This is a genomic window from Nonomuraea fuscirosea (assembly GCF_003001935.1).
GTDB lineage: Bacteria > Actinomycetota > Actinomycetes > Streptosporangiales > Streptosporangiaceae > Nonomuraea > Nonomuraea fuscirosea.
Genome location: NZ_PVNG01000006.1, coordinates 179,353 through 204,942 on the forward strand (window position 1 = coordinate 179,353; position 25,590 = coordinate 204,942).

Sequence of the window (25,590 nt, forward strand, 5' to 3'; positions counted from 1 at the left end):
GGACTGCTCCCCTGCCACAAATTCTACACTATGTCGATTTTTGTCATCACGGTGTCGATTCTGGTGGTGCGGGGAAGGCGCCGGCTGCCCGAGGCCGCGGTCGCGGGGTGTGCGGTAGGTTGCCCGGCATGCTGGAGATCGGATCCGCCGACTGGCCCCCCGCGCCGATCAGGACCGAGCGGCTCGTCCTGCGTCAGGCCGAGGCGCGCGATCGTGCGGTGTTCCTGGAGCTGCTGGGCTCGCGGCGGGTGCACGCCTACCTCGGCGGCGCCCGGCCGCGTGCGGAGCTCGAACGCGAGCTGCCCGATGTGCCGGGACGCTCGCCCGGGAGCTTCGTCGTCGAGCTCGGCGGGGCGATGATCGGGCTGGTCCAGCTCAAGAGGGTGAGCGGGCACCACAGCCCGGCCGCCGCGGGCAAGGCCGATCTCGGGTACCTGTTCCTGCCGCGGGCCTGGGGGTCCGGTTACGCCGCCGAGGCGTGCGCGGCGGCGCTCGGCTGGTTCGGCGGCGTCCATCCCGGTGAGCCGGTGGTGCTCACCACCCAGAGCGCCAACGCCCGCTCGATGCGGCTGGCGGCCAGGCTGGGCTTCGAAGAGGTGGAACGGTTCCAGGCCTGGGGCGCCGAGCAATGGCTCGGCCTGCGGCCGCCGGCGACGCCCTGAGGCGCGGCCCCGGCTGAGGGTGCGCTGGTGGGTTTCGGGGTGTCGGCACGAGCCCGATCTTCCACGCGGGCGCCTGCGTTTCGCCGGGATCGGGCCGCGAGGGTGCCCGGGGTCAGCGGGCCAGCTGGTTGAGCCAGTCGCGCAGGAGGGCGGTTTCGGCCGGGCGGAGCGGGAGGGCGGCCCCTTCACAAGCCCCTTCCGCGGCCTCTTCGGCGGCCTCTTCCGCAGCGTGGAGGGCGGCGTCGAGGGCGAGGGCCCGGGCGGCGAGGCTCGAATCGGTGACAGGGGGCGGGCCGGTGGTGAGGGAGCCGATGAGGGTGTCGCGCATCCGCGCGGAGATCTCCGGATCGCGATCCGCGGCCGGGGCGCCGATCAGCGACAGGGTGACGCCGGTGACGCCGCTGTGCAGGAGGCCGGCCGCGGTGAGGGCCGGGACGCGGAGGCGGCCGGCGGCGGCGACGCGGCTGAGGAACCTCAGCAGCAGATCGTGGGCCTCCTGGGCGGCGGGCGGGCGGCGGCCGGGGCGGTCGGTGCCGAACATCAGCACGTAGAAGGCGGGATGGCGCAGGCCGAAGCCGACATGCAGGTCCCAGCCGCGGCGCAGGTCCGCCACCGGGTCCCCGGTGGGCGCCAGCTCGTGCTTCTCGGCCAGGTAGAGGTCGAAGCCGTGCACGGCCAGGGCCGCGAGCAGGGCGTCCTTGTCGCCGAAGAGCTGGTAGAGGGAGGCGGCGCGGATGCCGGCCGCCGCGGCGACCGAGCGGGTGGAGACCGCCTGGGCGCCCTCCCGTTCGAGGATTCCGGCCGCCGCCTCGAGGATCTGCCGCCGGGTACGGGTCTTCGCGTCATCCACGGTGGCGATGCTACGGCATGTGGCGTATCACTGAAACAGGCAGTGATACGCTTTTTGGCGTGGCAGTGATACAGCAAGGGAGAAGGCCGATGAACCGGGTCGGATACGGCGCCATGCAGCTCGCCGGGCCGAACGTCTGGGGGCCGCCGGACGACCCCGAGGCCGCGCGCCGGGTGCTGCGCCTGGCGGTCGAGCAGGGAGTCACGTTCTTCGACACCGCGAACGCCTACGGGCCGCGTACGGTGAACCGGCTGATCGGAGAGGCGCTGCGGCCCTTGCCCGACGAAGTGATCGTCGGCAACAAGGTCGGCGCCGGGCGCGGCCCGGACGGGTCGTGGATCATCACCGACCACCCGGACACCGTCCGCGAGCAGGTCCACCAGGCGCTGGCCGACCTGGGCACGGAGACGAGCGAGCTGACCTACCTGCGGCTCGCCGGCGACACCCCGGGAACGCACAGCGACGTGCCGCTGGAGGACGCGCTCGGCGTGCTCGTCGAGCTGCGCGACCAGGGCCTCATCCGCCGCATCGGCCTGTCCGGCGCCTCGCCCGGGATGCTGGCCCGCGCGCGGAGGATGACGCCGATCGCGGCCGTGCAGAACCGCTTCAACCTGCTCGACCGCAGCGGCGTCCAGGTCCTCGCCGACTGCGAGGCGCACGGCATCATGTTCGTCCCCTACTTCCCGCTGGCCTCCGGCCGGCTCGCCTCCTACGACGAGCTGGCGGGCCCCGCCGAGCGCCTCGGCGCGACGCCGGCCCAGGTCGCGCTGGCCTGGCTGCTCCGCCGTTCCCCCGCCATGGTCGTCATCCCCGGCACCACGAACCCCGCACACCTGCGCGCCAACATCGCCGCGGCCGAGGTCGCCGCGAACCTGACCGACGCCGAGGTGGCCCGCCTGACCGGCCTCGTCGACGAGTCCACGGCCGTCATCGAGCAGCCGCACCAGTCCACGCTCGACGCGCTCAGGTCCGCCGCGGAAAGCCACCGCTGACCAGCCTCCCGGCGGGGTCCCGGCGCAGATGTGCCGCCGGGTCAGGCGGTGAAGGGGCCGGTCAACCCTTCGCCGGTCTGTCCGTCGCCGGTCAGGCCGTCGCGGAAGGCGATGGCCGCCGCCTCGGTGCGGGTGGACGCGCCCAGTTTGGCCAGGATGTGGGAGACGTGCACGCCCGCCGTGCTCGGCGAGATGTGCAGGCGGGCGGCGATCCGCCGGTTGCTCAGCCCCTCGGCGATCAGCCTGAGGACGTCGTGCTCGCGCTCGGTGAGCCCGCCGGTAGCCGGGCGGGGCCGTCCGAGCAGGGCGATGTCACGGGCGAGCGGCCCGGCGCCGAGGTCGGCGGCCAGCGTCGCGGCCTGGCCGAGGCGGGCCGTCGCGGCGGGCCGGTCGCCGGCCTCCAGGGCGGCTCGCGCACCGTGGAAAAGGCTCAGAGCCAGCTCGTACGGCTGCCCCAGCTCCTGCCAGGCCTCGGCGGCCTCGTCCCAGCCGTCGTCGCCGATCAGGGCGTGCAGCATGACCTGCCAGGCGCGGTCGAGCCGCCCGTCCACCCCGAGCGCGGCGTCGGCCGCGGCGAGCTCGGCCTGGCGCCGCGCCACCCGCCGCCGCGGCTCCCGGCCGGGACCGGCGGCCAGACGGGCCCGCTGGACGAGCGCGCCGGCGATGAGGACCGGGCGGGCGTCGCTGCTGTAGACGCGGGCCAGGGCCGGATCGGCCAGAGCCCGTTCCAGCAGCAGGTCGGCCCGCTCCGGGTCGCCCTGGGCGACGGCCAGCAGACAGAGCAGCTGGTGGCGGGGGAACAGGCTCGCGCTGCCGGAGTGCTCGGCGGAGGCGGCCGCCTCGGCGTCGGCCGCGGCGCGGGCGGCGGCGGGCACGTCGCCGCGCAGCAGCGACAGGTACCCGGAAAGGACGAGCAGGGCGTGGCGGGACAGCGGCGGCGGATCCTCCTGCAGGCTTTCGCGCAGCAGGGTCTCCGCCTCCTGCCAGCGGCCGGCCAGGATCAGGCTGCGGCCGGCGTAGCGGGCGAGCTCGGCGCCGCGGCTGCGGCCCAGCCCGTACCGGCGGGCGTGGCGGATGCCGTCGCGGGCCGCCTCGGCGGCGCGGTGGTGCTCGCCGGCCTTGGTGTGCAGGGTGGCCTCGTACATGGGGACGGTCATGAGCAGGTCGTGACCGTCCAGGCGGCCGGCCAGGGTGCGGGCCTCGGCCAGCAGGGTGAGGTCGCCGGTCATGGAGGCGACGCCGAGCAGGCCGCGGATCGTGACGGTCGCGTCGCCGGTGCGCCGGCCGATGGACAGCGCCTCCTCGAACGAGGAGCGCGCCCGGTCCTCCTCCGGCAGCAGGCCCATGGCCAGCACACCGAGCAACTGGCCGCGCTGCACGTCGGCGGGCATGGCGGCAGCGGAGGCGGTCTCGGGCGTAACGCGCGTTCCGGGCGCGGCGGGGATGGCTGTGGCGGGCAGCAGGCGCAGGGCCCGCTCCCAGTCGGTGACGCCGGTCCCGTCCAGCCGGTGACGCAGCCGGCCGCGATGCTCCAGCAGCTGCGCGGCCCGTGCGGGCTCGCGGCGCTCGTCCACGGCGGCCAGCCCGGCACTGGCGTAGCCGATGCCGCGCGCGTAGTCGCCGCTGAGCATGCACGCCCGCGCCGCCTCGGTCAGGACGCCTGCCCGGTCGCAGCCCAGCGGCACGCCGGGGTCCCACAGCTGCAGGACCTGCTCCAGCATGCGGACCTGCTCCTCGTAGGCGTAGGAGGCGCGGGCCTGGGCGGCGGCGTGGAAGGCGGCGGTCAGGGCGGTGCGGTGGTCGCCGGCGGCGTGGGCGTGCGCGGCCAGTTCGGCGTGGGCGCCGGTGCCGTGCAGGGCCTCGGCGTAGCGGGCGTGCAGGCGGGCCCGTTCGCCCGGCAGCAGGTCCTCGTACACCACGTGCCGGATCAGGGCGTGGCGGAAGTCGTAGCCGTCCTGCGCGGTGAGCAGGAGGCTGCGGTCGACGAGCTCGCGCAGCAGGGCGTCGAGCTCGGCGCCGTCCTTGCCGCTCACCCGCGCCAGCAGGCGGTGGCCGGCCCGGCCGCCCGCCACCGAGGCGACGCCGAGCAGGTCGCGGGCCGGGCCCGGCAGGGAGCGCGGGCCGTACAGCAGCAGGTCGCGCAGGCTGTCGGGGGTGCGTTCACCGGCGCGGGCGAGCGCCTCGACGAACAGCGGGTTGCCCTCACTGCGTGCGTGCACGCGGCGTACGGTGTCCGGTCCCGGTTCGGCGCCGAGGATGGCGGCCAGCTGGCGGGCCACGCCCCGCCGGTCCAGGCGCTCCAGGCGCAGGCTCGTGGTGCGGGGACGGCGGGAGAGCTCGGCCAGCAGCGGGCCGAGCTGCCCGTCGCCGGGGCCGGGCGGCCGGTGGGTGATCGCCAGCAGCACGCCGGGCTGGGTGAGGTTCCTGGCCAGGAAGCCGAGCAGCTCGCGGGTGGCGGCGTCGGCCCAGTGCAGGTCCTCGATCAGGACGACGAGCGGCCGGTCGGCGGCCACCCGTTCGATGAGCGTCAGGATCTCCTCGTACAGGCGGTGCTTGCCGCCTTCGGCGTCCCCGGGCTCGCCGAGGCCGGGGAACCAGCGGGCCAGCTGCCGGTAGGGGCCCGGCAGGACGCCGTCGAGGCGGATCAGGCGGCGCAGCACGGTCACGAACGGCGCGTACGGCAGCCCGTCGCTGCCCAGCTCGGCGCAGGCCCCCTCGGCCACGCGCACGCCCGGCCCGAGGGAGCGGGCGAACTCGGCGAGCAGCCGCGACTTGCCGATCCCGGCCTCCCCCGCCACCAGCGCCACCGCCGGCCCCTGCCCGACGGCGGTGTCCAGGGCCGCCGCCAGGGCGGCCGACTCCTCGCCCCGGCCGACGAACACCGGGCTGACCACGCGTTCCGCCACCACCGCGCCAGCATATAAATACCCCGATCGCCTGATGTGCGGCGCCTGTTCATCCGGCCAGGCTCGACGGCATGACAAGCACCTGCCCGCTGCGGGTCATCACCGCGGCCGAGCTCGACGCGTGGGCCCGCATGGTCACCACGACCTACGGCCAGGACTGGATCGAAGGCGGCCTCAGGAACGCCGCCGCCTCCATCGAACCCGGGCGGACCCTCGCCGCCTTCGACGACGGCCGGATCGTCGGCGGCGCGTCCGTCTACGGCCGCGTCATGACGGTCCCCGGCGCGTCGGTGCCCGTCGCCGGCATCACCCTGGTGGCGGTGCTGCCCACGCACCGGCGCCGCGGCATCCTCACCGCGATGATGCGCGAGCAGCTCACCGGCCTGTACGAGTCGGGCGGCGAGCCGGTCGCGGCGCTCAACGCCGCCGAGGCGACGATCTACGGCCGCTTCGGGTACGGGGTGGCCAGTCACGTGGCCGAGATCCAGGGCGACAAGAGGTTCATGGCGCTGCGGCCCGGCACCGACGTCGGGGACGGGGCGATCAGGCTGCTCGACCGGGCGGAGGCGCTGCCGCTGCTGGAGAAGGTGTACGACGTCGCCCGCCGGGACGGGGTCGGGTGGGTCGACCGCAGCGAGAGGTTCTGGCGGGCCCGGCTGGCCGACGGCGAGCGGGCGCGTGAGGGCGGCGGGACGGCGCTGCGTTTCGCCGTGCACACCGAGCCGGGCGGCGAGGTCACCGGCTACGTCCTCTACCGCTCCCAGGGCACGGTGGTGCGGGTCGTCGAGGTCGTGGCCGCCACCCGGCAGGCGTACGCCGCGCTGTGGCGTTTCCTCATCGACCTCGACGCCCACACCGGCCTGAGCTACGACGGCGCCGTGGACGAGCCGCTGAAGCAGCTGCTGGCCGACCCGCGCGCCGCTCACACCACCGTGGTCGACAACCTGTGGGTCCGGCTGGCGGACGTGCCGCGGGCGCTTTGCGCCCGCCGCTACTCGGCCGCGCTGGACGTGGTGCTGGAGGTGCAGGACCCGTTCTGCCCGTGGAACGCGGGCCGCTACCGGCTGCGGGCCGGCGGGGATGCGGTCACGTGTGAACGTACGCGGGCCGGGGCCGATCTGCGGCTGACCTCCACCGAGCTGGGCGCGGCCTACCTGGGCGGCACCACCCTGGCGTCGCTGGCGGCGGCCGGCCGGGTCGAGGAACTGCGCCCTGGGGCGGTCGCGGCCGCGTCGCTGGCCTTCCGGGGCGAGCGGGAGCCGTTCCACCCCTCGGGCGCGGCCTTCCCGGCCTTCTGACCATCATGACGTCCGGCCGGAAGGGCCGGAACCGCACACCCATGGAGATTCATCGCATGCGTACTCATCGGCTCGGGCGCACCGCGGTGCGCGTCACCGAGCTCGGCTTCGGCGGCGGGCCCCTGGGCGGCCTGTTCGAACCGCTGGACGACGACACCGCGGCCCGGGCGCTGACGGCCGCCTGGCAGGCGGGGATCCGCTACTTCGACACCTCGCCGCACTACGGCATCGGGCACTCCGAGCGCCGCGTCGGCGAGCTGCTGCGCGGCAGGCCGCGGGCGGAGTTCACGCTGTCGACGAAGGTCGGCCGGCTGCTGGTCCCGCAGGAGGCGCGGGGGCGGATGGACGAGAGCTTCGCCGTGCCCGCCACCCACCGCCGGGTGTGGGACTTCTCCCGCGACGGCATCCGGCGCAGCGTGGAGGACTCCCTGACCCGCATGGGCGCCGACCGGATCGACGTGCTGTATCTGCACGACGCCGAGGAGCACTTCGAGGCCGCGCTGCGTGACGGCTACCCGGCGCTGGCCGAGCTGCGGGCGCAGGGGATGGTCGGGGCCGTCGGGGCGGGCATGTACGACCCCGGCAAGCTGACCCGCCTGGTCCGGGAGACCGACGCGGACGTGATCATGCTGTCGGGCCGCTACACGCTGCTGGACCAGAGCGCGCTGGAGGAGCTGCTGCCCGCCTGCGCCGAGCGCGGCGTGTCGGTCCTGGCGGCGTCGGTGTTCAACTCCGGCCTGCTGGCGACCGGGCGGCCGGTCGAGGGGGCCCGGTTCGACTACGAGCCCGCCGGGGCCGAGCAGGTGCGGCGGGTCCACCGGATCGCGGACGTGTGCGAGGCGCACGGGGTGAGCGTCCCGCAGGCCGCGATGGCCTTTCCGCTGCTGCATCCCGTGGTGGCGGGGATCGTGGTCGGCATGCGCTCGGCGCGGGAGGTGGAGGCCAACGTGGCGGCGTTCTCGGCCGGGGTGCCGGCGGGGTTGTGGTCCGACCTGCGCGCCGAGGGCCTGCTGGACGTGCGCGCCCCGGTGGGCGCGGCGCCGTGACGTGCGCCCCTTCGGCGGCCTGGTCAGAGCGCCCGGTAAGAGGGGACGGTGAGGCGGCCGGTGACGTCCGCCCGCGCCGCCTACTCCTCTGCCTGCCCGGTGCTCTGCTGGGTGTCCTGTCCGGTTTCGGTCAGGTGCTGCAGGAGGGTCCGGCTGATGTCGCCGAGCCGGCGGAGCTGCTCGGGCGGCAGGAGGTCGATGAGGTGGGCGCGGACGCTCTCGACGTGGAGGGGGGCGGCGGTCTCGAGCGCGGCCAGCCCTTCGTCGGTGAGGACGGCGAGCCAGCCGCGCCGGTCGCCGGCGTAGTGCTCGCGGCGTACCCATCCGGCCTGTTCCAGTTTGTTGACCGCGTGGGAGATGCGGCTGGGCTTGGAGTGGGTCCAGTGGGCGAGCTCGCTCATGCGCAGGGTGCGCTCCGGAGCCTCCGACAGCAGGACGAGGAGCTCGTAGTAGGTGACCGGCATGCCGGTCCCCGCCAGCAGGTCGCGTTCCAGCCGGTCGGTGAGCAGGCGGCTGGCCAGGCCGAACGCCCGCCAGGTGCGCTGCTCGTCGTCGGTGAGCCACCGTGTCATGCACGTCATCATACGCAATGGTTGCGCGCTGAAATACTCCAGCGTACTGTCGTACTGAATCATTCAGCGCTGAACTAAATGCGATGGAGCACGGCATGTACCCCAGTGAGCTCAGCGGCTCCTACACCATCGACCCGGCGCACAGCCGGTTCGGCTTCGTGGCGCGGCACGCGATGGTGACCAAGGTGCGCGGCAGTTTCCCCGTAGTGGAGGCCGCCGCCCGCCTGGACACCACCGACCCGTCAGCGTCCACCGTGCGCGTGCGGCTGGACGCCGCCGGGGTGGACACGGGAAACCCGCAGCGTGACGGCCATCTGCGTACCGGCGACTTCCTCGATGCCGCCGCCCACCCGCACATCACCTTCACCAGCACCGCCGTCAAACACGTCGGCGACGCCCGCTTCGAGGTGACCGGCCCGCTGACCATCCGCGGGGTCACCCGCGAGATCACCGTCCCGATCGAGTTCGCCGGCACCGCCGTCGACGCCCAGGGCCTGACCCGGGTGGGCTTCGAGGGCGGCACCGTGATCAACCGCAAGGACTGGGGCGTCAGCTTCAACGCCGTCCTGGAGGGCGGCGGCGTGATGATCTCCGAGAGGATCACGCTCGAGTTCGACCTGTCCGCCGTCAAGAACCCCTGAACGCGGGCCGGCCGGAGGGGGCGGGGAGAGGCACGGCCGCCTGGTGGTGGCCGTGCCTCGTGCCGGTGATCAGGTCCGCGGGCGCCTTACTGCGGCATGAGGACCTTGTCGACGATGTAGACGGTGGCGTTGCTCGTCGGCACGTTGCCGCAGACGATCTTGGCGTCGTTGACGGTCAGGTCGTCGCCGGTGCCCTTGACGGTCAGCTCGCCGCCTTCGAGTGTCTTGAGCTTGGCGCCGTCCTTCAGGTCGGCGGGTCCGAGCTTGCCTTCGACCACGTGGTAGGACAGGGCCTTGGTCAGGATGCTCTTGTCGGCCATGATCTTGTCGCGGGCGTCCTTCGGGATGGCCTCGAAGGCCGCGTTGTCGGGCGCGAAGACGGTGATGTCCTGGGCGGAGTTGAGCTTCTCCTCCAGCCCGGCCTGCTTGATCGCCTCCGACAGCATGGACAGGTCGGTGACCTTCGTCAGAGCCGTGGCGACGGGCTGGTCGGCGCTGCCGGTGAGGCCCTCCTCCAGCGGGGCGCAGCCCGGCCCTGACGGGCTCGCGGTGGCGCCTGGCGTGCTCTCCCCCGTCGTCGTCTCGTCCGGAGCGGGCTCGTCCGTCGCCGTCTCCTCGGGCGCCGTCTCCTCGGGCGCGCCCTCCTCAGGTGAGGTCTCTTCGGGCGGGGTCTCGGTCTCCCCCGGCATGGTGGCGGTCTCCCCCGGCACCGGCGAGCCTTCCGGCTCTGGGGTGAGGGCGGAGGCGGCCGTGGTCCCGGCGGTGGCGGTGGTCAGCGCCAGTGCCGCTGCGAGAAGCACTCGTTTCACTGGTGTCCCCCGAATCTTTCGAGCCGGCGGGCGGGCCCGCTGCGGCTCCGATCGACGCAAGAACTCATCGTGCGAGTGCTTCCAGTGTCCGTGCTGGCAGGAGAAGCAGAAGTACGGTGTCCGCTATGAGGTGACAAAGTAGGTAATGGTCGCTTAATGCGGAGACGGGGATGGCCGTTCAAACCCCCTTCCGGCGTCCTTCTCACCCGGCTCGGGACGACCGGACCGCCCCGCCGGATGGCCGGGCGCGGCGGCCTGACCGGCCGGTGGGCGGGGCTCGCCAGATCGCCCGCGCCGGGTTAGGATACAAGTGTATCCATACGGGAGATGGAGCCCCTCATGCGCGTTCCCGACCGGCCGTCCGCCTTCACCGCCGACTCCGCCCGCGACCGCTACCACGCCGTCTACGACCGGACCCTGGCCGAGCTGTGGCCGGTGCCGGTGGACGCCTTCGACGTCGAGACCCGCGCCGGCACCGTGCGGGCGTACCGGGCCGGGCCCGCCGAGGGGGATCCGGTGGTCCTCGTGGCCGGCGCCGGCGGGAACGCGCTGAGCTGGCACCGCTACATCGGGCCACTGGCGCGTACCCGGCCGGTCCTCGCGCTGGACCCGCTCGGCGAGCCGGGCCGCTCGGTGCAGCGGCGGGCGCTCACGACGGCCGCCGAGGTCGGCGGCTGGCTGTCCGACGTCCTGGACGCGACCGGAGCCGAGCGCGCCCACGTGGCGGGCTTCTCGGCCGGCGCCTGGACCGCGATGTGGGCCGCGACGAACCGGCCGCCGGGCCGGGGCGGCCGGATCGCGGCGCTGACGCTGGTAGACCCGGGCGGCTTCGCGCCGATCACCGGCCGGTTCGTCCGCTGGGCCGCCCTCGGCGCCCTCGCCTGCCTGCTTCCCCGCCCCTTGCGGCACCGCCTGGCCGGCGTGGTGAACAACGGGGTGCTGCGCGAGGACGGCCTGGTACGGCTGATGCGGGCCGGGTGGTCCTTCCGCCGGCACGTGCTCATCCCGCCGCCGTACACCGACGAGCAGCTCCGCGAGCCGGACGTGCCCGTACAGGTGCTGCTGGGCGAGCGCAGCACGCTGCACGACGCGCGGGCGGTGGCCGCGCGGCTGGCCCGCGCCGTGCCGTCGTGGCGGGTGGAGATCGTGCCCGGCACCGGCCACTCGCTGCCCGTCGAGGCTCCGGGCCTCATCGCCGGCCGGATCCTCGCCTTCCCCGTCCTGGACGCCGGCGCCGCGGCACGGTAGGACACGGTACGGACGGCGGAAGGGGGAACGGGAATGCCCCGGCAGGTGGACCACGAGGCGCGGCGGCGCGAGCTGACCGCGGCGCTGCTGCGCATCGCCGGCACCCGCGGCCTGCGGGCGGTGTCGATGCGCGAGATCGCCGCCGAGGCCGGGGTGTCGCTGCGCGTCGTCCAGTACTACTTCGCCGGCAAGCAGGCCCTGCTCGAATCCGGGCTCACCGAGCTGGGCGCCCGCATGGACCGCCGGGTCAGGCGGCGCACCGCCGCCGCGGGCGAGCTGACGGCCCGGGGCGTCCTGGAAGCCGTGCTGGCCACGATCGTGCCCTGCGACGAGGAGAGCCGCCTGGACTCCATGGCCTGGACCGCCTACTACACCGCCGCACTCACCGACCCTGCCCTCGCCGCGGCCGGGCTCACCCTGCCCGACGCACTCGAGAACTTCCTCACCACCCGGCTGACCGACGCGCAGCGGGCAGGGGAGATCGCGGCCGACCGTGACCCGCGTACCGAGATCGCCGCCCTGCTGGCCCTGGCCAACGGCCTGACCTCCAGCGTCCTCAGCGGGCAGCGCGACCACCGGGCGGCCATGTACATCGTCGGCTACCAGCTCGACCGCCTGTTCGGCCCGGCGACGCCCTGACCGCACCGGCCGGCCGGATCGAAGCCCGCCGTCCTCCGCCCCGCGCCACCGTCGTCGGCGGTGCGCGAGAATCCCCGACGGATCGCTTGAGATTCCACCGGGTGGAAGGTGCAGATTGAAGGCCGTGAACGACGTGACGGGCCTCTACACGATCGGGCAGCCGGCCCGCCGCACAGGACTGCGGGCGCGCACGATCCGCTTCCGGTCCGACAGCGGTGTCCTGCCTCCGGCCGGCAGATCGCCGGGCGGGTACCGGCTCTATGACGCCGAGGCGGTCGTGCGGCTGGGCCTGGTGCGCACGCTTCGCGACCTCGGGCTCGGCCTGGACGCCATCCGGCGGGTGCTGGAGCGGCGGGCCACGCTCAGCGAAGTGGCGGACCTGCACGCCAGGGCGCTCGACGCCGAGATCCGCACCCTGGAGATCCGCCGGTCCGCCGCGGGACCCGGCCCCCGAGCAGATCGACGCCTGGGTGGAACTGGCGGGTCTGGCGGGCGACGCGAGCTTCCGGCAGACGGTCCGCCGCATGGTTTTGAGCGGCGGACAGGACAACCGCCTGGAGTACGGGCTCAGCTCCGGCCCCTGGTCATCGAGCACGCCGGCGCCGCTCTGGCGCGCGCCGTCGCGCCGGAGTCGGCCGGGGCGAGCGCGATCCTGGCGCGATCTTCCCCGGCGGCCTGGCTGAGCAGGAGAGCGCCGCTGTGATCACGTGGCTGGAGCTGGTCACCGAGCCCCGCGTCGAGCGGTACTGGCAGCTCCTGAGCCTGCTGAACGGCCGGCAACCGGGCCCGCCGGCGGTCCCGGCCTTCGCCTGGCTGCCGGCCGCGCTGCGCGCCCGCCGCTGAACCCGTCCCCGCCGCCCGTCCACCGCCGCACCGTCCACCGTGCTCTTCCGGCCCCTCCCGTCGCCACCGCACCCATGATCAGCGGCACATGGCCGTCACGCTGGGCGACGGCTCGCGGGCGGATCGTGGCGCGGGCGGGGTGTCGTTGTGGGGGCGGGGGTTTGGATCGCGGTTGGGCGGGGTTGTTCAAAGGTCCTGTCGGTGACTCCTGCCCTGGCCGTGACCTGCGCGGACGCCCGGCGGGGTGATCCTGGGGGTGTGCCGGAGCACGCCGCGTCGCCGGGGTGACGGGAGGCGGTTTCTCCGGTGCGGGTGGTGCGCTCCTCGCCGGGGCGTGTCATCGCTGGGGGCCCGGGCAGCTCCCCCGCCCGGGCTCCTTCAGCGGGGGCTCATCAGTCGGGGTCCTTCAGCCGGGTCCTCTCCGCGCACGGTTCGCTTCGGTGGGGTCCCCGCGCTGGAAGCCCCTCGCGAGACCCTTCGGCGGGCGGGTGCCTCGGGCGGCCGGCGGGTCCCGTTCGCGGGCCGGGATTTCGGATGTGTGACGGGCTGAGTGCGTGCGGAGGCCGCGGACACCCGGCGGGATTTTTCCGGCAAAGTGGGTCATTTGGGTCTGGTTGGGGTGGTTTTTTGCGGTGAATCGTCACGAGCAGTGGAGGATCCGTGTCAGCATCGATGACATGTATGGGTCATATGGGATTGCCGTAAATACGTGTGACCGGTGGGACCACCGGCTGTCGGCCCGGTAGTCCCCGCCCCGGTACCCCTGCTCCCCCTGCCTGGAAAGAAGTCCCGCGTTGCGTATCTTGCTGCTCTGCTCCTCCTTCAACGGCCTGACCCAGCGTGCCTGGCTGGAGTTGCGCCGGGCCGGTCACGACGTGAGCGTCGAGCTGGCCGTCTCGCAGGAGGCGATGGTGGAGGCGGCCGAGCTGGCCAAGCCGGACCTGATCATCTGCCCGTTCCTGAAGGAGCGGGTGCCGGACGGCTTGTGGCGGGCGTTCCGTACGGTGATCATCCACCCGGGGCCTCCCGGGGACCGGGGGCCGTCGTCGCTGGACTGGGCGATCACGGACGCGGAGCCGGAGTGGGGGGTCACGGCCCTGCAGGCCGTGGAGGAGATGGACGCGGGCCCGATCTGGGGCTTTCGCACGTTCCCGATGCCGGCCGAGCCGCCGCGCAAGTCGGCGCTGTACAACGGGCCGGTGGCCGACGCCGCGGTGGAGCTGGTGGCCGAGGTGGCGGCCAAGGCGGGCGAGTCCTCGTTCGTGCCCGAGCCGCTGGACTACCGCTCCCCCGAGGTGCGCGGGCGGCTGCGGCGGGCGATGCGGCACGCCGACCGGGAGTTCTCCTGGGAGGAGCCGACACAGGACATCGTGCGCCGGGTACGCGCGGCCGACGGCGCGCCGGGCGGGCGCTCGGTGCTGTGCGACCTGCCGGTGCGGGTGTTCGACGTCTACCGCGGGCCCGAGCTGGAGGGCGTGCCCGGGCAGGTGGCGGCGCGGCGTGAGGGCGCCGTGCTGGTGCACACCGGCGACGGGACGGTGTGGGTCGGCCACCTGAGGCTGGAGAAGGAGGGCGCGATCAAGCTGCCGGCCGCGATGGCGCTGGGCGAGCTGGTGGCGCAGGTGCCGGAGCGGTCGGGCTACAGCGAGATCACCTACGACCGCAGCGAGGGCGTCGGTGTGGTCAGCTTCGACTTCTACAACGGCGCCATGTCGACCGATCAGTGCCGGCGGCTGGCCTCGGCGCTGCGCTACGCGGTGGCGCAGGACACCCGGGTGCTGGTGGTGCGGGGCGGGGAGACGTTCTCCAACGGCATCCACCTGAACGTGATCGACGCGGCCCGCCACCCCGAGCTGGAGGCGTGGATGAACATCAACGCCATTAACGCGGTGTGCCGGGAGATCGTGGCCTGCACGACGCAGCTCGTGGTGACCTCGATCGGCGGCAACGCGGGCGCCGGCGGGGTGATGATGGGCCTGGGCGCCGACCGGGTGATCATCCGTGACTCGGTGGTGCTGAACCCGCACTACCGCACGATGGGATTGTTCGGTTCGGAGCTGTGGACGTACACGCTGCCGCGCCGGGTGGGCGCGGAGCGGGCGCGCCGGCTGACCCAGGACGCGCTGCCGATCGGCGCGGCCGAGGCGGTGGAGTGCGGGCTGGCCGACCGGGCGCTCGGCGGGTCGCGGCTGGACTTCGAGCGGCGGGTGCTGGAGTACGCCGAGCGGCTGGCCGTCGATCCGGGTTATGATCGGTTGCTGGCCGGCCGGAAGTCGGTGCGCGAGGTGGACGAGCGCCGCAAGCCGCTTGACGCCTACCGCGCCGAGGAGCTGGCCGAGATGAGCCGCGACATGTTCGACGACCGCAGCGGGTTCCGTGAGGCCCGGCGGGCGTTCGTGCACAAGGTGAAGGCTCAGGCGACTCCGGAACATCTCGCGCGTCATCGGGAGTTGTCCGGCGCGTCGGCCCCCAGTGGCACCGGGGCATCTCATATGTGAGATATGGTCTGCTGTTGTGGCAGATGATTACCTTGTGCGGATCGGGCGGCTGATCCGGGACGCGCGCCAGCATCGTGGATGGACGCAGCTGCAGCTCGCAGATGCGCTGGCGACGAGCCAGAGCGCCGTCAACCGGATCGAGCGCGGCAACCAGAACATCAGTCTTGAGATGATCGCCCGGATCGGCGAGGCGCTCGACAGCGAGATCGTCTCGCTCGGCTACGCCGGGCCGATGCATCTGCGGGTGGTGGGCGGGCGCCGGCTGTCGGGCAGCATCGACGTCAAGACGTCCAAGAACGCGTGCGTGGCGCTGCTGTGCGCGTCGCTGCTCAACTCCGGCCGGACGATCCTGCGCAAGGTCGCGCGGATCGAGGAGGTCTACCGCATCCTGGAGGTGCTCGCCTCGATCGGGGTGCGGGCGCGGTGGATCAACGAGGGCAGCGACCTGGAGATCGTGCCGCCGGCCCGGCTGGAGCTGGAGGCGATGGACACCGAGGCGGCCCGGCGCACCAGGAGCGTGATCATGTTCCTGGGGCCGCTGATGCACCGCACCGAGCAGTTCCAGATCCCGTACGCGGGCGGCTGCGACCTCGGCACCCGTACGGTGCAGCCGCACATGTCGGCGCTGCGCCACTTCGGGCTCGACATCACCGCGACCGGCGGCTTCTACCACGCGCGGGTCGACCGCGGCGCGGCGCCGGCCCGGCCGATCGTGCTGACCGAGCGCGGCGACACCGTGACCGAGAACGCGCTGCTGGCCGCGGCCCGGCACGACGGGGTCACGGTCATCCGCAACGCCTCCTCCAACTACATGGTCCAGGACCTGTGCTTCTTCCTGGAGCAGCTCGGCGTGCGGGTCGAGGGCATCGGCACCACGACGCTGACCGTGCACGGGCTGGCCACCATCGAGCGGGACGTCGACTACTCGCCGTCAGAAGACCCGGTCGAGGCGATGAGCCTGCTGGCCGCCGCCGTGGTGACCTCCTCGGAGCTGACGATCTGCCGGGTGCCGGTGGAGTTCCTGGAGATCGAGCTCGCGGTGCTGGAGGAGATGGGGCTCGACCATGACCGGGGGCGCGAGTACCCGGCGGCCAACGGCCGTACCCGGCTGGTCGACCTGACGGTGCGGCCCTCCAAGCTCATCTCCCCCATCGACAAGATCCACCCGATGCCGTTCCCCGGCCTGAACATCGACAACGTGCCCTTCTTCGCCGCCATCGCCGCCTCGGCGCAGGGCTCGACGCTGATCCACGACTGGGTCTACGACAACCGCGCCATCTACCTGACCGAGCTGACCCGGCTGGGCGCCTCGGTCAAACTGCTCGACCCGCACCGGGTGCTGGTCGAGGGGCCGACGCGCTGGCGCAGCGCGGAGATGATGTGCCCGCCGGCGCTGCGGCCGGCCGTGGTGGTGCTGCTGGCCATGATGGCGGCCGAGGGCACCTCGGTGCTGCGCAACGTGTACGTCATCAACCGCGGCTACGAGGACCTGGCCGAGCGGCTGAACGCGCTGGGCGCCAGGATCGAGACCTTCCGCGACATCTGACTTTTCGTCGGTGAAGGCCGCTACCGTCGTCTTTGGATCTTCGTGACGCGAGGAGAAGGGGGTTGCCGGTGCGGCCTGCGGAGCTCGACCGGTTGACGGTGGCGGAGGCGGCGGACCGCTATGTGGAGCTGGTAAGGGCCAGGACGTTGACGGGGGCGCTGTCCCCCGCCACGGCCGAGGTCTACGCGCGCGACGTCGGCACCCTGGTGGAGCTGGCCGGGGCCGACGTCGTGCTGGACGACCTGACCGGCGCCGACGTGGACGCGATCCTGCTGGCCTTCGCCCGCAAACCCGACGGCCGCACCACGGCCGGGCGCGCGGCAGGCGAGACGGCGGGCGACAGAGCGGGCGACAGAGCGGGCGACAGAGCGCCCGGCGGCCGCACGGCGGGCGGATCAGCGGTGGGCGGCCGTCCGGCGGGCGGATCAGCGGTGGGCGGCCGTCCGGCGGGCGGGCGGACGCCTGCGGCGAACGGAGCCGGGGCGGGGTCAGGACAGTCGCCGTCGTCGCAGGCGCGCTTCCGGCGCTCGATCTCCGCGCTGTTCAAGCACGCCGCCCTGGCCGGATGGGTGCAGCTCAACCCGATGACCCGCTCGGCGGTGACGGCCAAGGAGCGGGGCGGGCTGCGGCCGGAGCGGCGGGCCCTGACCCGCGAGCAGGCCCAAGGGCTGATCGGAGCAGCACGCGAGCTCCCGAGGGAGCAGGCCGACCAGAGCAAACGCCGCGACCAGCGCACCGAGCTGCGCGACGCGGTGATCGTGCTGCTGCTGACCACCGTCGGGCCGCGCGTGTCGGAGCTGGTCCGCGCCAACGTCGAGGACTTCTTCACCAACGACGGCGTCCGCTACTGGCGCATCTTCGGCAAGGGCGGCCGCACCCGCGACGTGCCGCTGCCCGGCGACGTGGCCCTAGTGCTGCAGGAATACCTGGCCCGCGGGCGGCCCGACGGGCAGGACAAGGCGCTGCTGCTGTCCTGGCGCGGCCGGCGCCTGGCCCGCGGCGACGTCCAGGCCGTGATCGACCGGGTACAGCGGCGGGTGGACCCCGACCAGCGGCGCACGGTCACCCCCCACGGGCTGCGCCACACCACCGCCACCCACCTGCTGGCCGACGCGGTCGACATGGACGCGGTACGCCGGGTGCTCGGGCACAGCGACCTGTCCACCCTCGGCCGCTACCGCGACGACCTGCCGGGCGAACTGGAGGTCGCCATGCGCACCCACCCCCTCCTGCGCGACCGCCCGCCCGCCTGACCTCCCGCCTGACCCGCCACCGCCCGCGCGTCAGGCGGGCAGGGGCCGGTCGGCCGCGTCGACGGTCGTGCGTACCGCGTGCAGGGCGTCCTGCAGCAGGTCGCGCAGGGCCCGGGTCTCGTCCGGCCGGGTCCATGCCCGGAAGGCGACCTGCTCGGCGAGCATGGCGACGCTCGCGGCGAGGTAGGCGGCATCGGCGTCCCCGCCCCGCTCCCGCAGCGCGGCGGCGATGGCGTCGGTGAGCGCGGCGTTCTTGCCGAGTTCGCGTTCCATCAGCTCCGGGTTGGCGGCGATGACCGCGTAACGGTGCGCCACCACCGCGCGCCGATGCTCCAACAGCTTGTCGGCGACGGCGCCCAGCGCGCGCATGACCACCTCCAGCGGCGGCAGGGCCGCGTCGGCGGCCGCGATCTCGCCGATGATCTCCCGCTGCAGCTCCGAGCTCAGCCCGAACAGCACCTCGCGCTTGTCGGCGAAGTGGTTGAAGAACGTTCGCTGGGTGAGCCCCGCCCGCTGGACGATCTCGGCGACCGTCGTGCGCTCGAAGCCCTGTTCGTCGAAGAGCTCGAGCGCGGCGGTCTGCAGGCGGTCGACGGCGCCCGGTTTCCATCGCGGCATGCCCCCGAGTCTAGCGCGACTTCACAATGTGCACTCATCGGTGCTAGCGTCATGATTACACAAGATGCAATCACTTCATGGAGGCCTCCTCATGGTCAAGGTGTCGATCGTCGGCCCCGGCGAGGGCGAACTCATCGCCAACGGCCCGTCGCAGATCCGGATCCTCGAAGACGGCAGCAACACCGCCCACCGCCTGGGCATCGGCGAGGTCGTCATCCCCCCGCACACCCCCGGCCCGCCGCAGCACCGCCACGCCCAGCACGACGAGGGCTTCTTCGTCATCTCCGGCGACGTGCGGTTCACCATCGGCGAGGACAGCCACGACGTCGGCCCCGGCACGTGGGTCACCGTCCCGCCGGGCGCGCCGCACACCTTCGCCAACCCCGGCGACGAGCCGGCGGTCATGCTCACCACCTTCACCCCGGACCTGTACGTGCAGTACTTCCGCGACCTCAAGGCCATGGTCGAGTCCGGGCAGCCGATGAACCGCGAGACCATGGCGCCGATCTGGAAGAACTACGCCACCGAGCCGTCCACCGAGTTCGCGCCGTGACCTCCCGCCGGCGCCCCCGCCGAAGGGGCGTCTGAGGGGCGGGCACGGTCCGCCGGGGCGGGCGGGCGGCGGGGACGGGTTCGGCAGTATTCGGCGGGACTTGATACGGTCACTCAAGGTGTGCCGGGAAGTCTGGTCGGCAAGTCCTTGTCCCGTTGCCTTGAAGGATGTGCTGACATGCGCGCCCGCGACCTGCCCGCCGACGTTCCCGTGCCCCGTGGCCGCCTGACACCGGCGGCGACCGCGCGGGCGCGGATGCTCGCCGCATGAGCGTGCTGTCCTGGGTAAGCGTGGCGGTCTTCCTGGCCTCCTACGCGCTGATCGCCACCGAGAGGATCCACCGCGTGGCCGCCGCGCTCGGCGGCGCGGGCATCATGCTCGCGATCCACGCCACCGGCGCCGAGGCCGCGTTCTTCTCCGAGCACTCCGGCATCGACTGGAACGTCATCTTCCTGCTGCTCGGCATGATGATCATCGTCGGGGTGCTGAAGCAGACCGGCGTGTTCGAATACCTGGCCATCTGGGCGGCCAAACGCGCCCGCGGCCGGCCGTTCCGGCTGATGGTGCTGCTGGTGCTGATCACCGCCGGGGCCTCCGCGCTGCTCGACAACGTGACCACGGTGCTGCTGATCGCGCCGGTGACGTTCCTGGTGTGCGAACGGCTCGCGGTCAACCCGATCCCGTTCCTCATCGCCGAGGCGCTGTCGTCCAACATCGGCGGCGCCGCCACCCTCGTCGGCGACCCGCCGAACATCATCATCGCCAGCCGCGGCGGCCTGAGCTTCAACGACTTCCTGATCCACATGGCGCCGATGGTGATCGTGCTCATGGTGGTGTTCGTCGGCCTGTGCCGGCTGATGTTCGGCCGTTCGTTCCGCTACGACCCGGAACGGGCGGCGGAGGTCATGGCGCTGGACGAGCGGGAGGCCATCGCGGACCGGCGGCTGCTGTGGCAGAGCCTGGCGGTGCTGGCGCTGGTGATGGCGGCGTTCGTGCTGCACCCGGTGCTGCACTACGAGCCGAGCGTGGTCGCGCTGCTCGGCGCCGGCGTGCTGGTGGCCGCGACCAGGGTGACCACCTCCGAGGCCATCGCCGAGGTGGAGTGGCCCACGCTGGTGTTCTTCGCCGGGCTGTTCGTCATGGTCGGCGCCCTGGTCGAGACCGGTGTCATCGCCGGGCTGTCCGAGGCCGCCGTCGCCGCCACCGACGGCCGGCTGGAGCTGACCACGATGGGGCTGCTCGGCGTCTCGGCCGTGCTGTCGGCCATCGTGGACAACATCCCCTACGTGGCCACGATGAGCCCCATCGTCGAGCAGCTCGTGCAGGCCACCGGCGACGGCGGCGGGCAGGTGCTGTGGTGGGCGCTGGCCTTCGGCGCCGACCTGGGCGGCAACGCCACCGCCGTCGGCGCCGCCGCCAACGTGGTCATCCTGGGCATCGCCGCCCGCAACGGCACCCCGATCAGCTTCTGGCAGTTCACCAGGTACGGCCTCATCGTCACCGTGGTCACCGTCACGCTGGTCGCCCCGTACCTGTGGCTGCGTTACCTCATGTGAGCCCGTCCTCCGGCGGCACCGGCACGCCCAGCGCCGAGAGGAAGGCCAGGGCGGCCGGGGACGGCTGGTGGCGGCTCCAGATGAGGTGCTCCATGCGGGCCGGGGCGTCGCTGAGCCGGACCACGGGCAGGTCGGGAAGCTGCGGCACGAACGCCTCCGGCAGCATCCCGATGCCCAGCCCCAGCCGGATCAGGCGGGCCATGAAGTCGGGGGTCGACACCTCGAAGGCGACCTCGCGCGCGATCCCGGCCGCGGCGAACGCCTCGTCGGACTGGCTGCGCCCCGCGGTGCCGGCGGGGAAGTCGACGAACGGCTCGCCGGCCAGCCTGCTCAGCGTCACCCGCTCCTCCCCGGCCAGCGGATGGCCGGGCGTGACCACGGCCACCAGGTCGCCGCGGGCCAGCTCACGCCCGCGCACCCCCTTGGGCCGGGCGCCCGGGGGCAGGCCCAGGAAGGCGACGTCCAGCGTGCCCTGACGGACCCGTTCGACGAACTCCTCGCTCGCGCCGGAGCGCAGGCTGATCCGCACCTCGCGGTGGCGCTGGTGGAAGCGCCGCAGCACGAGCGGCAGATCGACCGCCGTGACCGTGGGGATGGCGCCGATGGCGAGCCGGCCGCGGATCTCGCCCGCGGCGGCGGCCACCTCGGCGCGGGCCCGCTCGGCGGCGTCGAGCGCCTGGCGGGCGGCGGGCAGAAACGCCTCACCCGCCGGGGTCAGCAGGACGCGGCGGCTGGTGCGCTCGAACAGCTTGGCGCCCAGCTCACGCTCCAGCCGCGCGATCTGGTGGCTCAGCGCCGACTGCACGACCAGGCACCGCTCGGCGGCACGGGTGAAGTTGCTCGTCTCGGCGACGGCGACGACGTAGCGCATCTGCTGCAGCTCCATGAATCAATCGTGAACCACGATCGATCCGATGACAAACATGCGTTGGACTCATCGATCGCCGATCCCCGAGGCTGGACGCATGACGACGACACCCCACCCCGGCGGCCTGTCGCGCTGGTTGCTGCTGCTCATGTCGGCGGCGACCGGGCTGGCGGTCGCGGGCAACTACTTCGCGCAGCCGCTGCTCGACCTCATCGGCCGCGAACTCGGCCTCGGGCCGACCACGGCCGCGCTGACCGTGACGGCCGCCCAGGCCGGGTACGCGCTGGGCCTGATCCTGCTGGTGCCGCTCGGCGACCTCATGGAGCGGCGCCGGCTCGCCGTCGCGCTGTACGCGGCGACCGCGGTGTTCCTGCTGATCTCGGCCACCGCGGCCGACGGCACGGTGCTGCTGATCAGCACGGCCCTGACCGGGCTGGCCTCGGTCGGGGCGCAGGTCGTGGTGCCGTTCGCGGCCACACTGGCGGACCCCGCCGAACGCGGCCGCGTCGTCGGCACCGTGATGACCGGGCTGATCCTCGGCCTGCTGCTGGCCCGCACCGCGTCCGGAACGCTGTCGGAGCTGGGCGGCTGGCGGACCGTCTACTGGGTCAACGCCGCCCTGATGGCGCTGACGGCCGTGCTGCTGCGCCTGTTCCTGCCCCGCCTCGGCGGCGACGGCGGGCGCCTGTCCTACCCGGCGCTGCTGCGCTCGACGCTGTCGATGTTCCGCCTGGAGCCGCTGCTGCGCTGGCGGGCGGGCATCGGCGCGCTGAGCCTGGCCTCCTTCAGCGTGCTCTGGACCGCGCTGACGTTCCTGCTGGCGGGCTCCCCCTACGAATGGACGGAGTCGGCCATCGGCCTGTTCGGCCTGGTCGGCGCGGCGGGCGCGCTGACCGCCACGGTGGCCGGCAGGCTGGCCGACCGCGGCCTCGTCCAGGTCGTGACCGGCGCAGGAACGGTCCTGCTCGTGGCGTCCTGGCTCGCGATCGCCGCGGGGGCGCGCTCGCTGGTGTGGCTGCTGGCCGGCGTGATCCTGCTCGACCTGGCCCACCAGGCGGTGCTCAACAGCAGCCAGAACGTCGTCTACGCGCTGCGGCCACAGGCCCGCAACCGGATCAACTCCGCGTTCATGACCTCGTTCTTCGTCGGCGGCGCGATCGGCTCCGCGCTGACCTCGCTGGTCTGGGTGCACGCCGGCTGGAGCGGCGTGTGCGTCCTGGGCGGGGCGCTGTCGGCGGGGACGCTCGTGCTCTGGATCCTGGAGCGCCTCACCACCGGCCGGCAGCCCGCCGGCACACCCCCGCGGCCCGTGGCACACCCGGTGCCGGCCGCCTCGCCCAAGGGAGAATGACCATGGCACGCACCGTGCTGATCACCGGAGCGACCGGAACCGTCTCCGGCGCGCTCATGAACGCGCTGCGCGGCGCCGACGTCCGGCCGCGGGTGCTCGTCCGCGACACCTCCAGGGCGCAGGGCCTGCGCGAACGCGGGGCCGAGGTGTTCGCCGGCGACCTGGGCGACGCCCGGTCGCTGCCGCCCGCCTTCAAGGGGGTGGACGACCTGTGGCTGCTCACCCCGAACGGGCCGCGCGCCCCCGAGCACAGCAGCAACGCCGTCTGGGCCGCCCGCCAGGCCGGGGTGGAGCGCGTCGTGCGCCTGTCCGCGATCGGCGCGGCGCCGGGCGCGCCGAACCGCAGCGGCCGCCTGCACGCGCTGTCGGACCAGGAGCTCGAACGCTCCGGCCTGCGCTGGACGATCCTGCGCCCGCACTGGTTCATGCAGAACCTGCTGAACGAGGCCGGTGACATCGCCGCCACCGGTACCTTCGCGCTGAACATGGGCGCGGCCAGGATCGGCATGATCGACGTGCGCGACGTCGCCGAGTGCGCCGCCCGCGTGCTCCTCGACGGCTCCGGCCGGCACGACGGCCGGGCCTACACCCTCACCGGCCCGCGCTCGCTGACCTTCGACGAGGCGGCCGGCGCGCTGAGCGGCGTCCTCGGCCGGCCGGTCGCCTACCTGCCGGTCGGCGACGACACCAGGCGCAAGACGCTGCTCGGCCACGGCGTGCCGGAGTGGATCGCCGGCATGCTGGAGGAGTACGCGCGGGCGTACGCCGGCGGCTGGGGGGACCTGGCCACCGGCACGGTGGCCGACCTGCTCGGCCGGGCGCCGCGCGACATCGCCGGCTTCGCCCGCGACCACGCGGCCGCGTTCACCCCGCCCGAGCCCCGCCCGAGCCCTGCTGACGCGTCCCGCTGAGCAGACGCCGGAACACACGGCCGGAACGCACGGTTCCAGCGCCCGCCGGTCCTCACACGTGGCGGTGCAGGAGCATGCCGGGCCACTCGCCCACGGTGAACGGCGCCGAGCGGGTGAAGCCGCAGCTCTCGTAGTAGGCGACCAGGCGGCCGTCACCGCCGGCGTAGCAGTCGACCCGCACCAGCCCGACACCCCGCTCGCGCGCCTCGCCGAAGGCCCACTGCAGCAGCGCCCGCCCGACGCCGTGGCCGGCGTGGCCGCGGTCGGTCACCAGGGCCTGCACGTAGAGCTCGGGTTCGGCGGCGGGCGTGACGTAGCCGTGGGCGGGCCCGACGCTGATGCAGCCGGCGGGGCGGCCGTCGCGTTCGGCGATGCGCATGCCGCCGCCGGCCAGCCAGGAGGCGACCTGCTCGGTGCGGCGCTCGTCGCCGGTGAAGGGCCGCTCGCCCCACTGGCCGGTGCGGCCGTGGGCGGACAACCAGGTGACGGCGCTGTCGAACATGGCCAGGACGGTGGCGACGTCGCCGTCCCGGCCGGGGCGGATGTGCATGATCAGAGGATGTCCTTACCCGTGGTGCCCGCCGTCTCGCCGCCGTATGCGGGGCGTCAGGCCTTGCTGCTGGTCAGGGCGCTGCCCTTCTTCCACTGCGAGAACGACATCTGCCAGTAGCCCCAGCCGTTGTTCCACTCCAGCTCGCGATCGGTGCCCTTGATGTCGACGACGTCGCCGCGCTGGAAGTGGTCGTAGTACCACTTGGCCTGGTCGGGCCGGGCGTTGACGCAGCCGTGGCTGACGTTGCGCACTCCCTGGGCCCAGACGTTGTTCTTGGCGTGGACGTACTCGCCGGAGTTGGAGATCCGCACCGCGTGGTCGATCATGACGTCGTAGTAGCCGGGATCGCCCTTCTTGCGGCCGGGCGAGATCATGCGCACGGGGCTGCCGCGTTCCATGGTCAGGTGGACGCCCGAGGTCGTGGTGTATTCGCGGGTGGTGGCCATGCCGGCGCTGATGCGCATCGTCTGCACCCGCTTGCCGTCGCGGTAGACGTACATCATGTGCTTGGCGACGTCGACCTTGCTGATCTGCTTGGCGCCGATCTTCAGGTCGGCGGTGTAGTCCTTGGTCCCGTACAGGCCCTTGCCGGCCTTGATGCCGGTGATGTTGGCGTTGAAGGTGACGTTCTGGTGGGCCGGCCAGTACTTGGCGGTGCGGTAGATGACGACGGTGTCGTTGATCCACCGCCAGGCGCCCTGGACGGGCTTTTCCGCCTCGACCTCCAGGGCGCGCTCGATGGTGGCCTTGTTCGTCACCGGCTGGTTGAAGGTCACGATGATGGGCGCGCCGACGCCGAGCTTCTCGCCCTTGGCGTTGGGGGTGACGTCGGCGACCTGCAGCGAACGCTCGGGCTTGGCCGTGGTGAACGTGCTGCTGGCGGTGGTGGCGCCGGCCGTGGCAGAGACGCTGTAGCTGGTGGACGGCTTCAGCGCGGTCTTGGAGACCCAGCGCGTCTTGTCGGTGTTGTACTTGCCGTCCAGCTGCTCGCCGTCGGCCTCGACGACCACGTCCTCCAGGGCGCCGCCGGCGGCGGTGACCACGACCTTCTTGTCCGGGTGGACCTTGGCGGAGCCCTCGGCGGGGGTGATCTTGACGGTGGGGGCCTGCGGGGTGGCCACGGTGGTGCTCTCAGGGGAGTCGGGGGCCGGGGTCGCGGGGCCGGCGCCAGAGCATGACGCGGTCAGCGCTGCGGCCGTGAGCAGCGCGGCTGCGGTGGCGGGTCCCCTCCAGGCAGTCGCAACGTTCAAGATCGTCCTCTCCCCATGAGTACCAAAAGGCACCCCAAAAACCTTAATGCTCCTACATGTAGGACGCGAAATCATTCGAGGAAGTTCGATCACATTTCAATTACTTCTTGACCGGCAGGCGGGCGAC

The 25,590-nt window shown here is 73.2% G+C and carries 24 protein-coding genes; 16 read left to right on the forward strand and 8 right to left on the reverse strand.

Going from position 1 to position 25,590, the window contains the following annotated elements; genetic code table 11:
- The first annotated feature begins 128 nt into the window (after positions 1-128).
- The gene (locus tag B0I32_RS15875) at positions 129-662 is read left to right on the forward strand and encodes a GNAT family N-acetyltransferase (protein ID WP_106239555.1); all 534 of its coding nucleotides are present in this window, start codon (positions 129-131) and stop codon (positions 660-662) included.
- Positions 663-774: 112 nt separating this feature from the next.
- Here the strand turns inward: B0I32_RS15875 and B0I32_RS15880 are convergent, their stop codons facing one another.
- Complete coding sequence (locus B0I32_RS15880; protein ID WP_106239557.1) at positions 775-1,512, reverse strand: TetR/AcrR family transcriptional regulator; 738 nt, start codon at positions 1,510-1,512, stop codon at positions 775-777.
- A 17-nt stretch (positions 1,513-1,529) separates the two neighbouring features.
- On the opposite strand from B0I32_RS15880, the gene B0I32_RS15885 reads away from it, so the two are divergent.
- Positions 1,530-2,504 (forward strand): aldo/keto reductase, encoded by a 975-nt coding sequence (locus B0I32_RS15885; RefSeq protein WP_281262602.1) that lies wholly within the window; start codon positions 1,530-1,532, stop codon positions 2,502-2,504.
- A 41-nt stretch (positions 2,505-2,545) separates the two neighbouring features.
- On the opposite strand, the gene B0I32_RS15890 is transcribed toward B0I32_RS15885, so the two are convergent.
- Positions 2,546-5,413, reverse strand: a complete 2,868-nt coding sequence (locus tag B0I32_RS15890; RefSeq protein ID WP_181307437.1) for a helix-turn-helix transcriptional regulator — start codon at positions 5,411-5,413, stop codon at positions 2,546-2,548.
- 68 nt (positions 5,414-5,481) lie between these two features.
- Here B0I32_RS15890 and B0I32_RS15895 point away from each other — a divergent pair, with 68 nt between their 5' ends.
- Positions 5,482-6,708 (forward strand): GNAT family N-acetyltransferase, encoded by a 1,227-nt coding sequence (locus tag B0I32_RS15895; protein ID WP_106239564.1) that lies wholly within the window; start codon positions 5,482-5,484, stop codon positions 6,706-6,708.
- Between the two features lie 56 nt (positions 6,709-6,764).
- Complete coding sequence (locus tag B0I32_RS15900; RefSeq protein WP_106240152.1) at positions 6,765-7,754, forward strand: aldo/keto reductase; 990 nt, start codon at positions 6,765-6,767, stop codon at positions 7,752-7,754.
- Positions 7,755-7,834: 80 nt separating this feature from the next.
- On the opposite strand, the gene B0I32_RS15905 is transcribed toward B0I32_RS15900, so the two are convergent.
- Positions 7,835-8,326 (reverse strand): MarR family winged helix-turn-helix transcriptional regulator, encoded by a 492-nt coding sequence (locus B0I32_RS15905; RefSeq protein ID WP_219911835.1) that lies wholly within the window; start codon positions 8,324-8,326, stop codon positions 7,835-7,837.
- A 95-nt stretch (positions 8,327-8,421) separates the two neighbouring features.
- Here B0I32_RS15905 and B0I32_RS15910 point away from each other — a divergent pair, with 95 nt between their 5' ends.
- Positions 8,422-8,967: a YceI family protein gene (locus B0I32_RS15910; protein WP_245955852.1), complete on the forward strand. Its 546-nt coding sequence runs from the start codon at positions 8,422-8,424 to the stop codon at positions 8,965-8,967.
- Between the two features lie 86 nt (positions 8,968-9,053).
- Here the strand turns inward: B0I32_RS15910 and B0I32_RS15915 are convergent, their stop codons facing one another.
- Positions 9,054-9,776 (reverse strand): fasciclin domain-containing protein, encoded by a 723-nt coding sequence (locus B0I32_RS15915; protein WP_245955853.1) that lies wholly within the window; start codon positions 9,774-9,776, stop codon positions 9,054-9,056.
- Between the two features lie 339 nt (positions 9,777-10,115).
- Here B0I32_RS15915 and B0I32_RS15920 point away from each other — a divergent pair, with 339 nt between their 5' ends.
- The 7 genes from B0I32_RS15920 (at position 10,116) to B0I32_RS15945 (ending at position 17,803) form a co-directional block, all read left to right on the forward strand.
- Positions 10,116-11,024 (forward strand): alpha/beta fold hydrolase, encoded by a 909-nt coding sequence (locus B0I32_RS15920; RefSeq protein WP_106240160.1) that lies wholly within the window; start codon positions 10,116-10,118, stop codon positions 11,022-11,024.
- A 33-nt stretch (positions 11,025-11,057) separates the two neighbouring features.
- Positions 11,058-11,663, forward strand: a complete 606-nt coding sequence (locus tag B0I32_RS15925; RefSeq protein ID WP_106239568.1) for a TetR/AcrR family transcriptional regulator — start codon at positions 11,058-11,060, stop codon at positions 11,661-11,663.
- Between the two features lie 124 nt (positions 11,664-11,787).
- Entirely contained in the window at positions 11,788-12,366 is a 579-nt protein-coding gene (locus B0I32_RS15930) for a MerR family transcriptional regulator (protein ID WP_245955854.1), read from the forward strand.
- Positions 12,363-12,506, forward strand: a complete 144-nt coding sequence (locus B0I32_RS59845; RefSeq protein WP_245955855.1) for a hypothetical protein — start codon at positions 12,363-12,365, stop codon at positions 12,504-12,506. The genes B0I32_RS15930 and B0I32_RS59845 overlap by 4 nt, the downstream gene beginning before the upstream one ends.
- Positions 12,507-13,300: 794 nt before the next feature.
- A complete protein-coding gene (locus tag B0I32_RS15935) occupies positions 13,301-15,004 on the forward strand; it encodes an enoyl-CoA hydratase-related protein (RefSeq protein WP_106239571.1) in 1,704 nt (567 codons plus the stop codon).
- 16 nt (positions 15,005-15,020) lie between these two features.
- Positions 15,021-16,550 (forward strand): helix-turn-helix domain-containing protein, encoded by a 1,530-nt coding sequence (locus tag B0I32_RS15940; RefSeq protein WP_106239574.1) that lies wholly within the window; start codon positions 15,021-15,023, stop codon positions 16,548-16,550.
- 68 nt (positions 16,551-16,618) lie between these two features.
- Positions 16,619-17,803: a tyrosine-type recombinase/integrase gene (locus tag B0I32_RS15945; RefSeq protein ID WP_106240164.1), complete on the forward strand. Its 1,185-nt coding sequence runs from the start codon at positions 16,619-16,621 to the stop codon at positions 17,801-17,803.
- A 30-nt stretch (positions 17,804-17,833) separates the two neighbouring features.
- Here B0I32_RS15945 and B0I32_RS15950 read toward each other — a convergent pair whose 3' ends face one another.
- Positions 17,834-18,421, reverse strand: coding sequence for a TetR/AcrR family transcriptional regulator (locus tag B0I32_RS15950; protein ID WP_106239576.1), 588 nt, complete (start codon positions 18,419-18,421; stop codon positions 17,834-17,836).
- 91 nt (positions 18,422-18,512) lie between these two features.
- Between B0I32_RS15950 and B0I32_RS15955 the strand changes: the two genes are divergently transcribed.
- A complete protein-coding gene (locus B0I32_RS15955) occupies positions 18,513-18,974 on the forward strand; it encodes a cupin domain-containing protein (RefSeq protein ID WP_106239578.1) in 462 nt (153 codons plus the stop codon).
- A gap of 266 nt (positions 18,975-19,240) precedes the next feature.
- Positions 19,241-20,530, forward strand: coding sequence for an ArsB/NhaD family transporter (locus tag B0I32_RS15960; protein WP_106239580.1), 1,290 nt, complete (start codon positions 19,241-19,243; stop codon positions 20,528-20,530).
- Here the strand turns inward: B0I32_RS15960 and B0I32_RS15965 are convergent.
- The gene (locus B0I32_RS15965) at positions 20,523-21,416 is read right to left on the reverse strand and encodes a LysR family transcriptional regulator (RefSeq protein ID WP_106239583.1); all 894 of its coding nucleotides are present in this window, start codon (positions 21,414-21,416) and stop codon (positions 20,523-20,525) included. The two genes, B0I32_RS15960 and B0I32_RS15965, sit on opposite strands and share 8 nt — an antisense overlap.
- A 79-nt stretch (positions 21,417-21,495) precedes the next feature.
- Between B0I32_RS15965 and B0I32_RS15970 the strand changes: the two genes are divergently transcribed.
- Together B0I32_RS15970 and B0I32_RS15975 are read left to right on the forward strand one after the other, a co-directional pair.
- Positions 21,496-22,749, forward strand: coding sequence for an MFS transporter (locus tag B0I32_RS15970; protein WP_181307439.1), 1,254 nt, complete (start codon positions 21,496-21,498; stop codon positions 22,747-22,749).
- Positions 22,750-22,751: 2 nt separating this feature from the next.
- Positions 22,752-23,660, forward strand: coding sequence for an SDR family oxidoreductase (locus B0I32_RS15975; RefSeq protein ID WP_106239585.1), 909 nt, complete (start codon positions 22,752-22,754; stop codon positions 23,658-23,660).
- A 52-nt stretch (positions 23,661-23,712) separates the two neighbouring features.
- Here the strand turns inward: B0I32_RS15975 and B0I32_RS15980 are convergent, their stop codons facing one another.
- Complete coding sequence (locus B0I32_RS15980; RefSeq protein WP_106239587.1) at positions 23,713-24,210, reverse strand: GNAT family N-acetyltransferase; 498 nt, start codon at positions 24,208-24,210, stop codon at positions 23,713-23,715.
- A gap of 56 nt (positions 24,211-24,266) precedes the next feature.
- Positions 24,267-25,463, reverse strand: coding sequence for a L,D-transpeptidase (locus tag B0I32_RS15985; protein WP_106239589.1), 1,197 nt, complete (start codon positions 25,461-25,463; stop codon positions 24,267-24,269).
- Positions 25,464-25,590: the final 127 nt, after the last annotated feature.

Coding starts and splice junctions, on each gene's coding strand:
- B0I32_RS15875 (WP_106239555.1), top strand. CDS start 129: ATGCTGGAGATCGGATCCGCCGACTGGCCCCCCGCGCCGATCAGGACC.
- B0I32_RS15885 (WP_281262602.1), top strand. CDS start 1,530: ATGTGGCGTATCACTGAAACAGGCAGTGATACGCTTTTTGGCGTGGCA.
- B0I32_RS15895 (WP_106239564.1), top strand. CDS start 5,482: ATGACAAGCACCTGCCCGCTGCGGGTCATCACCGCGGCCGAGCTCGAC.
- B0I32_RS15900 (WP_106240152.1), top strand. CDS start 6,765: ATGCGTACTCATCGGCTCGGGCGCACCGCGGTGCGCGTCACCGAGCTC.
- B0I32_RS15905 (WP_219911835.1), bottom strand. CDS start 8,326: ATGACACGGTGGCTCACCGACGACGAGCAGCGCACCTGGCGGGCGTTC.
- B0I32_RS15910 (WP_245955852.1), top strand. CDS start 8,422: ATGTACCCCAGTGAGCTCAGCGGCTCCTACACCATCGACCCGGCGCAC.
- B0I32_RS15920 (WP_106240160.1), top strand. CDS start 10,116: ATGCGCGTTCCCGACCGGCCGTCCGCCTTCACCGCCGACTCCGCCCGC.
- B0I32_RS15925 (WP_106239568.1), top strand. CDS start 11,058: ATGCCCCGGCAGGTGGACCACGAGGCGCGGCGGCGCGAGCTGACCGCG.
- B0I32_RS15950 (WP_106239576.1), bottom strand. CDS start 18,421: ATGCCGCGATGGAAACCGGGCGCCGTCGACCGCCTGCAGACCGCCGCG.
- B0I32_RS15955 (WP_106239578.1), top strand. CDS start 18,513: ATGGTCAAGGTGTCGATCGTCGGCCCCGGCGAGGGCGAACTCATCGCC.
- B0I32_RS15960 (WP_106239580.1), top strand. CDS start 19,241: ATGAGCGTGCTGTCCTGGGTAAGCGTGGCGGTCTTCCTGGCCTCCTAC.
- B0I32_RS15965 (WP_106239583.1), bottom strand. CDS start 21,416: ATGGAGCTGCAGCAGATGCGCTACGTCGTCGCCGTCGCCGAGACGAGC.
- B0I32_RS15970 (WP_181307439.1), top strand. CDS start 21,496: ATGACGACGACACCCCACCCCGGCGGCCTGTCGCGCTGGTTGCTGCTG.
- B0I32_RS15975 (WP_106239585.1), top strand. CDS start 22,752: ATGGCACGCACCGTGCTGATCACCGGAGCGACCGGAACCGTCTCCGGC.
- B0I32_RS15980 (WP_106239587.1), bottom strand. CDS start 24,210: ATGCACATCCGCCCCGGCCGGGACGGCGACGTCGCCACCGTCCTGGCC.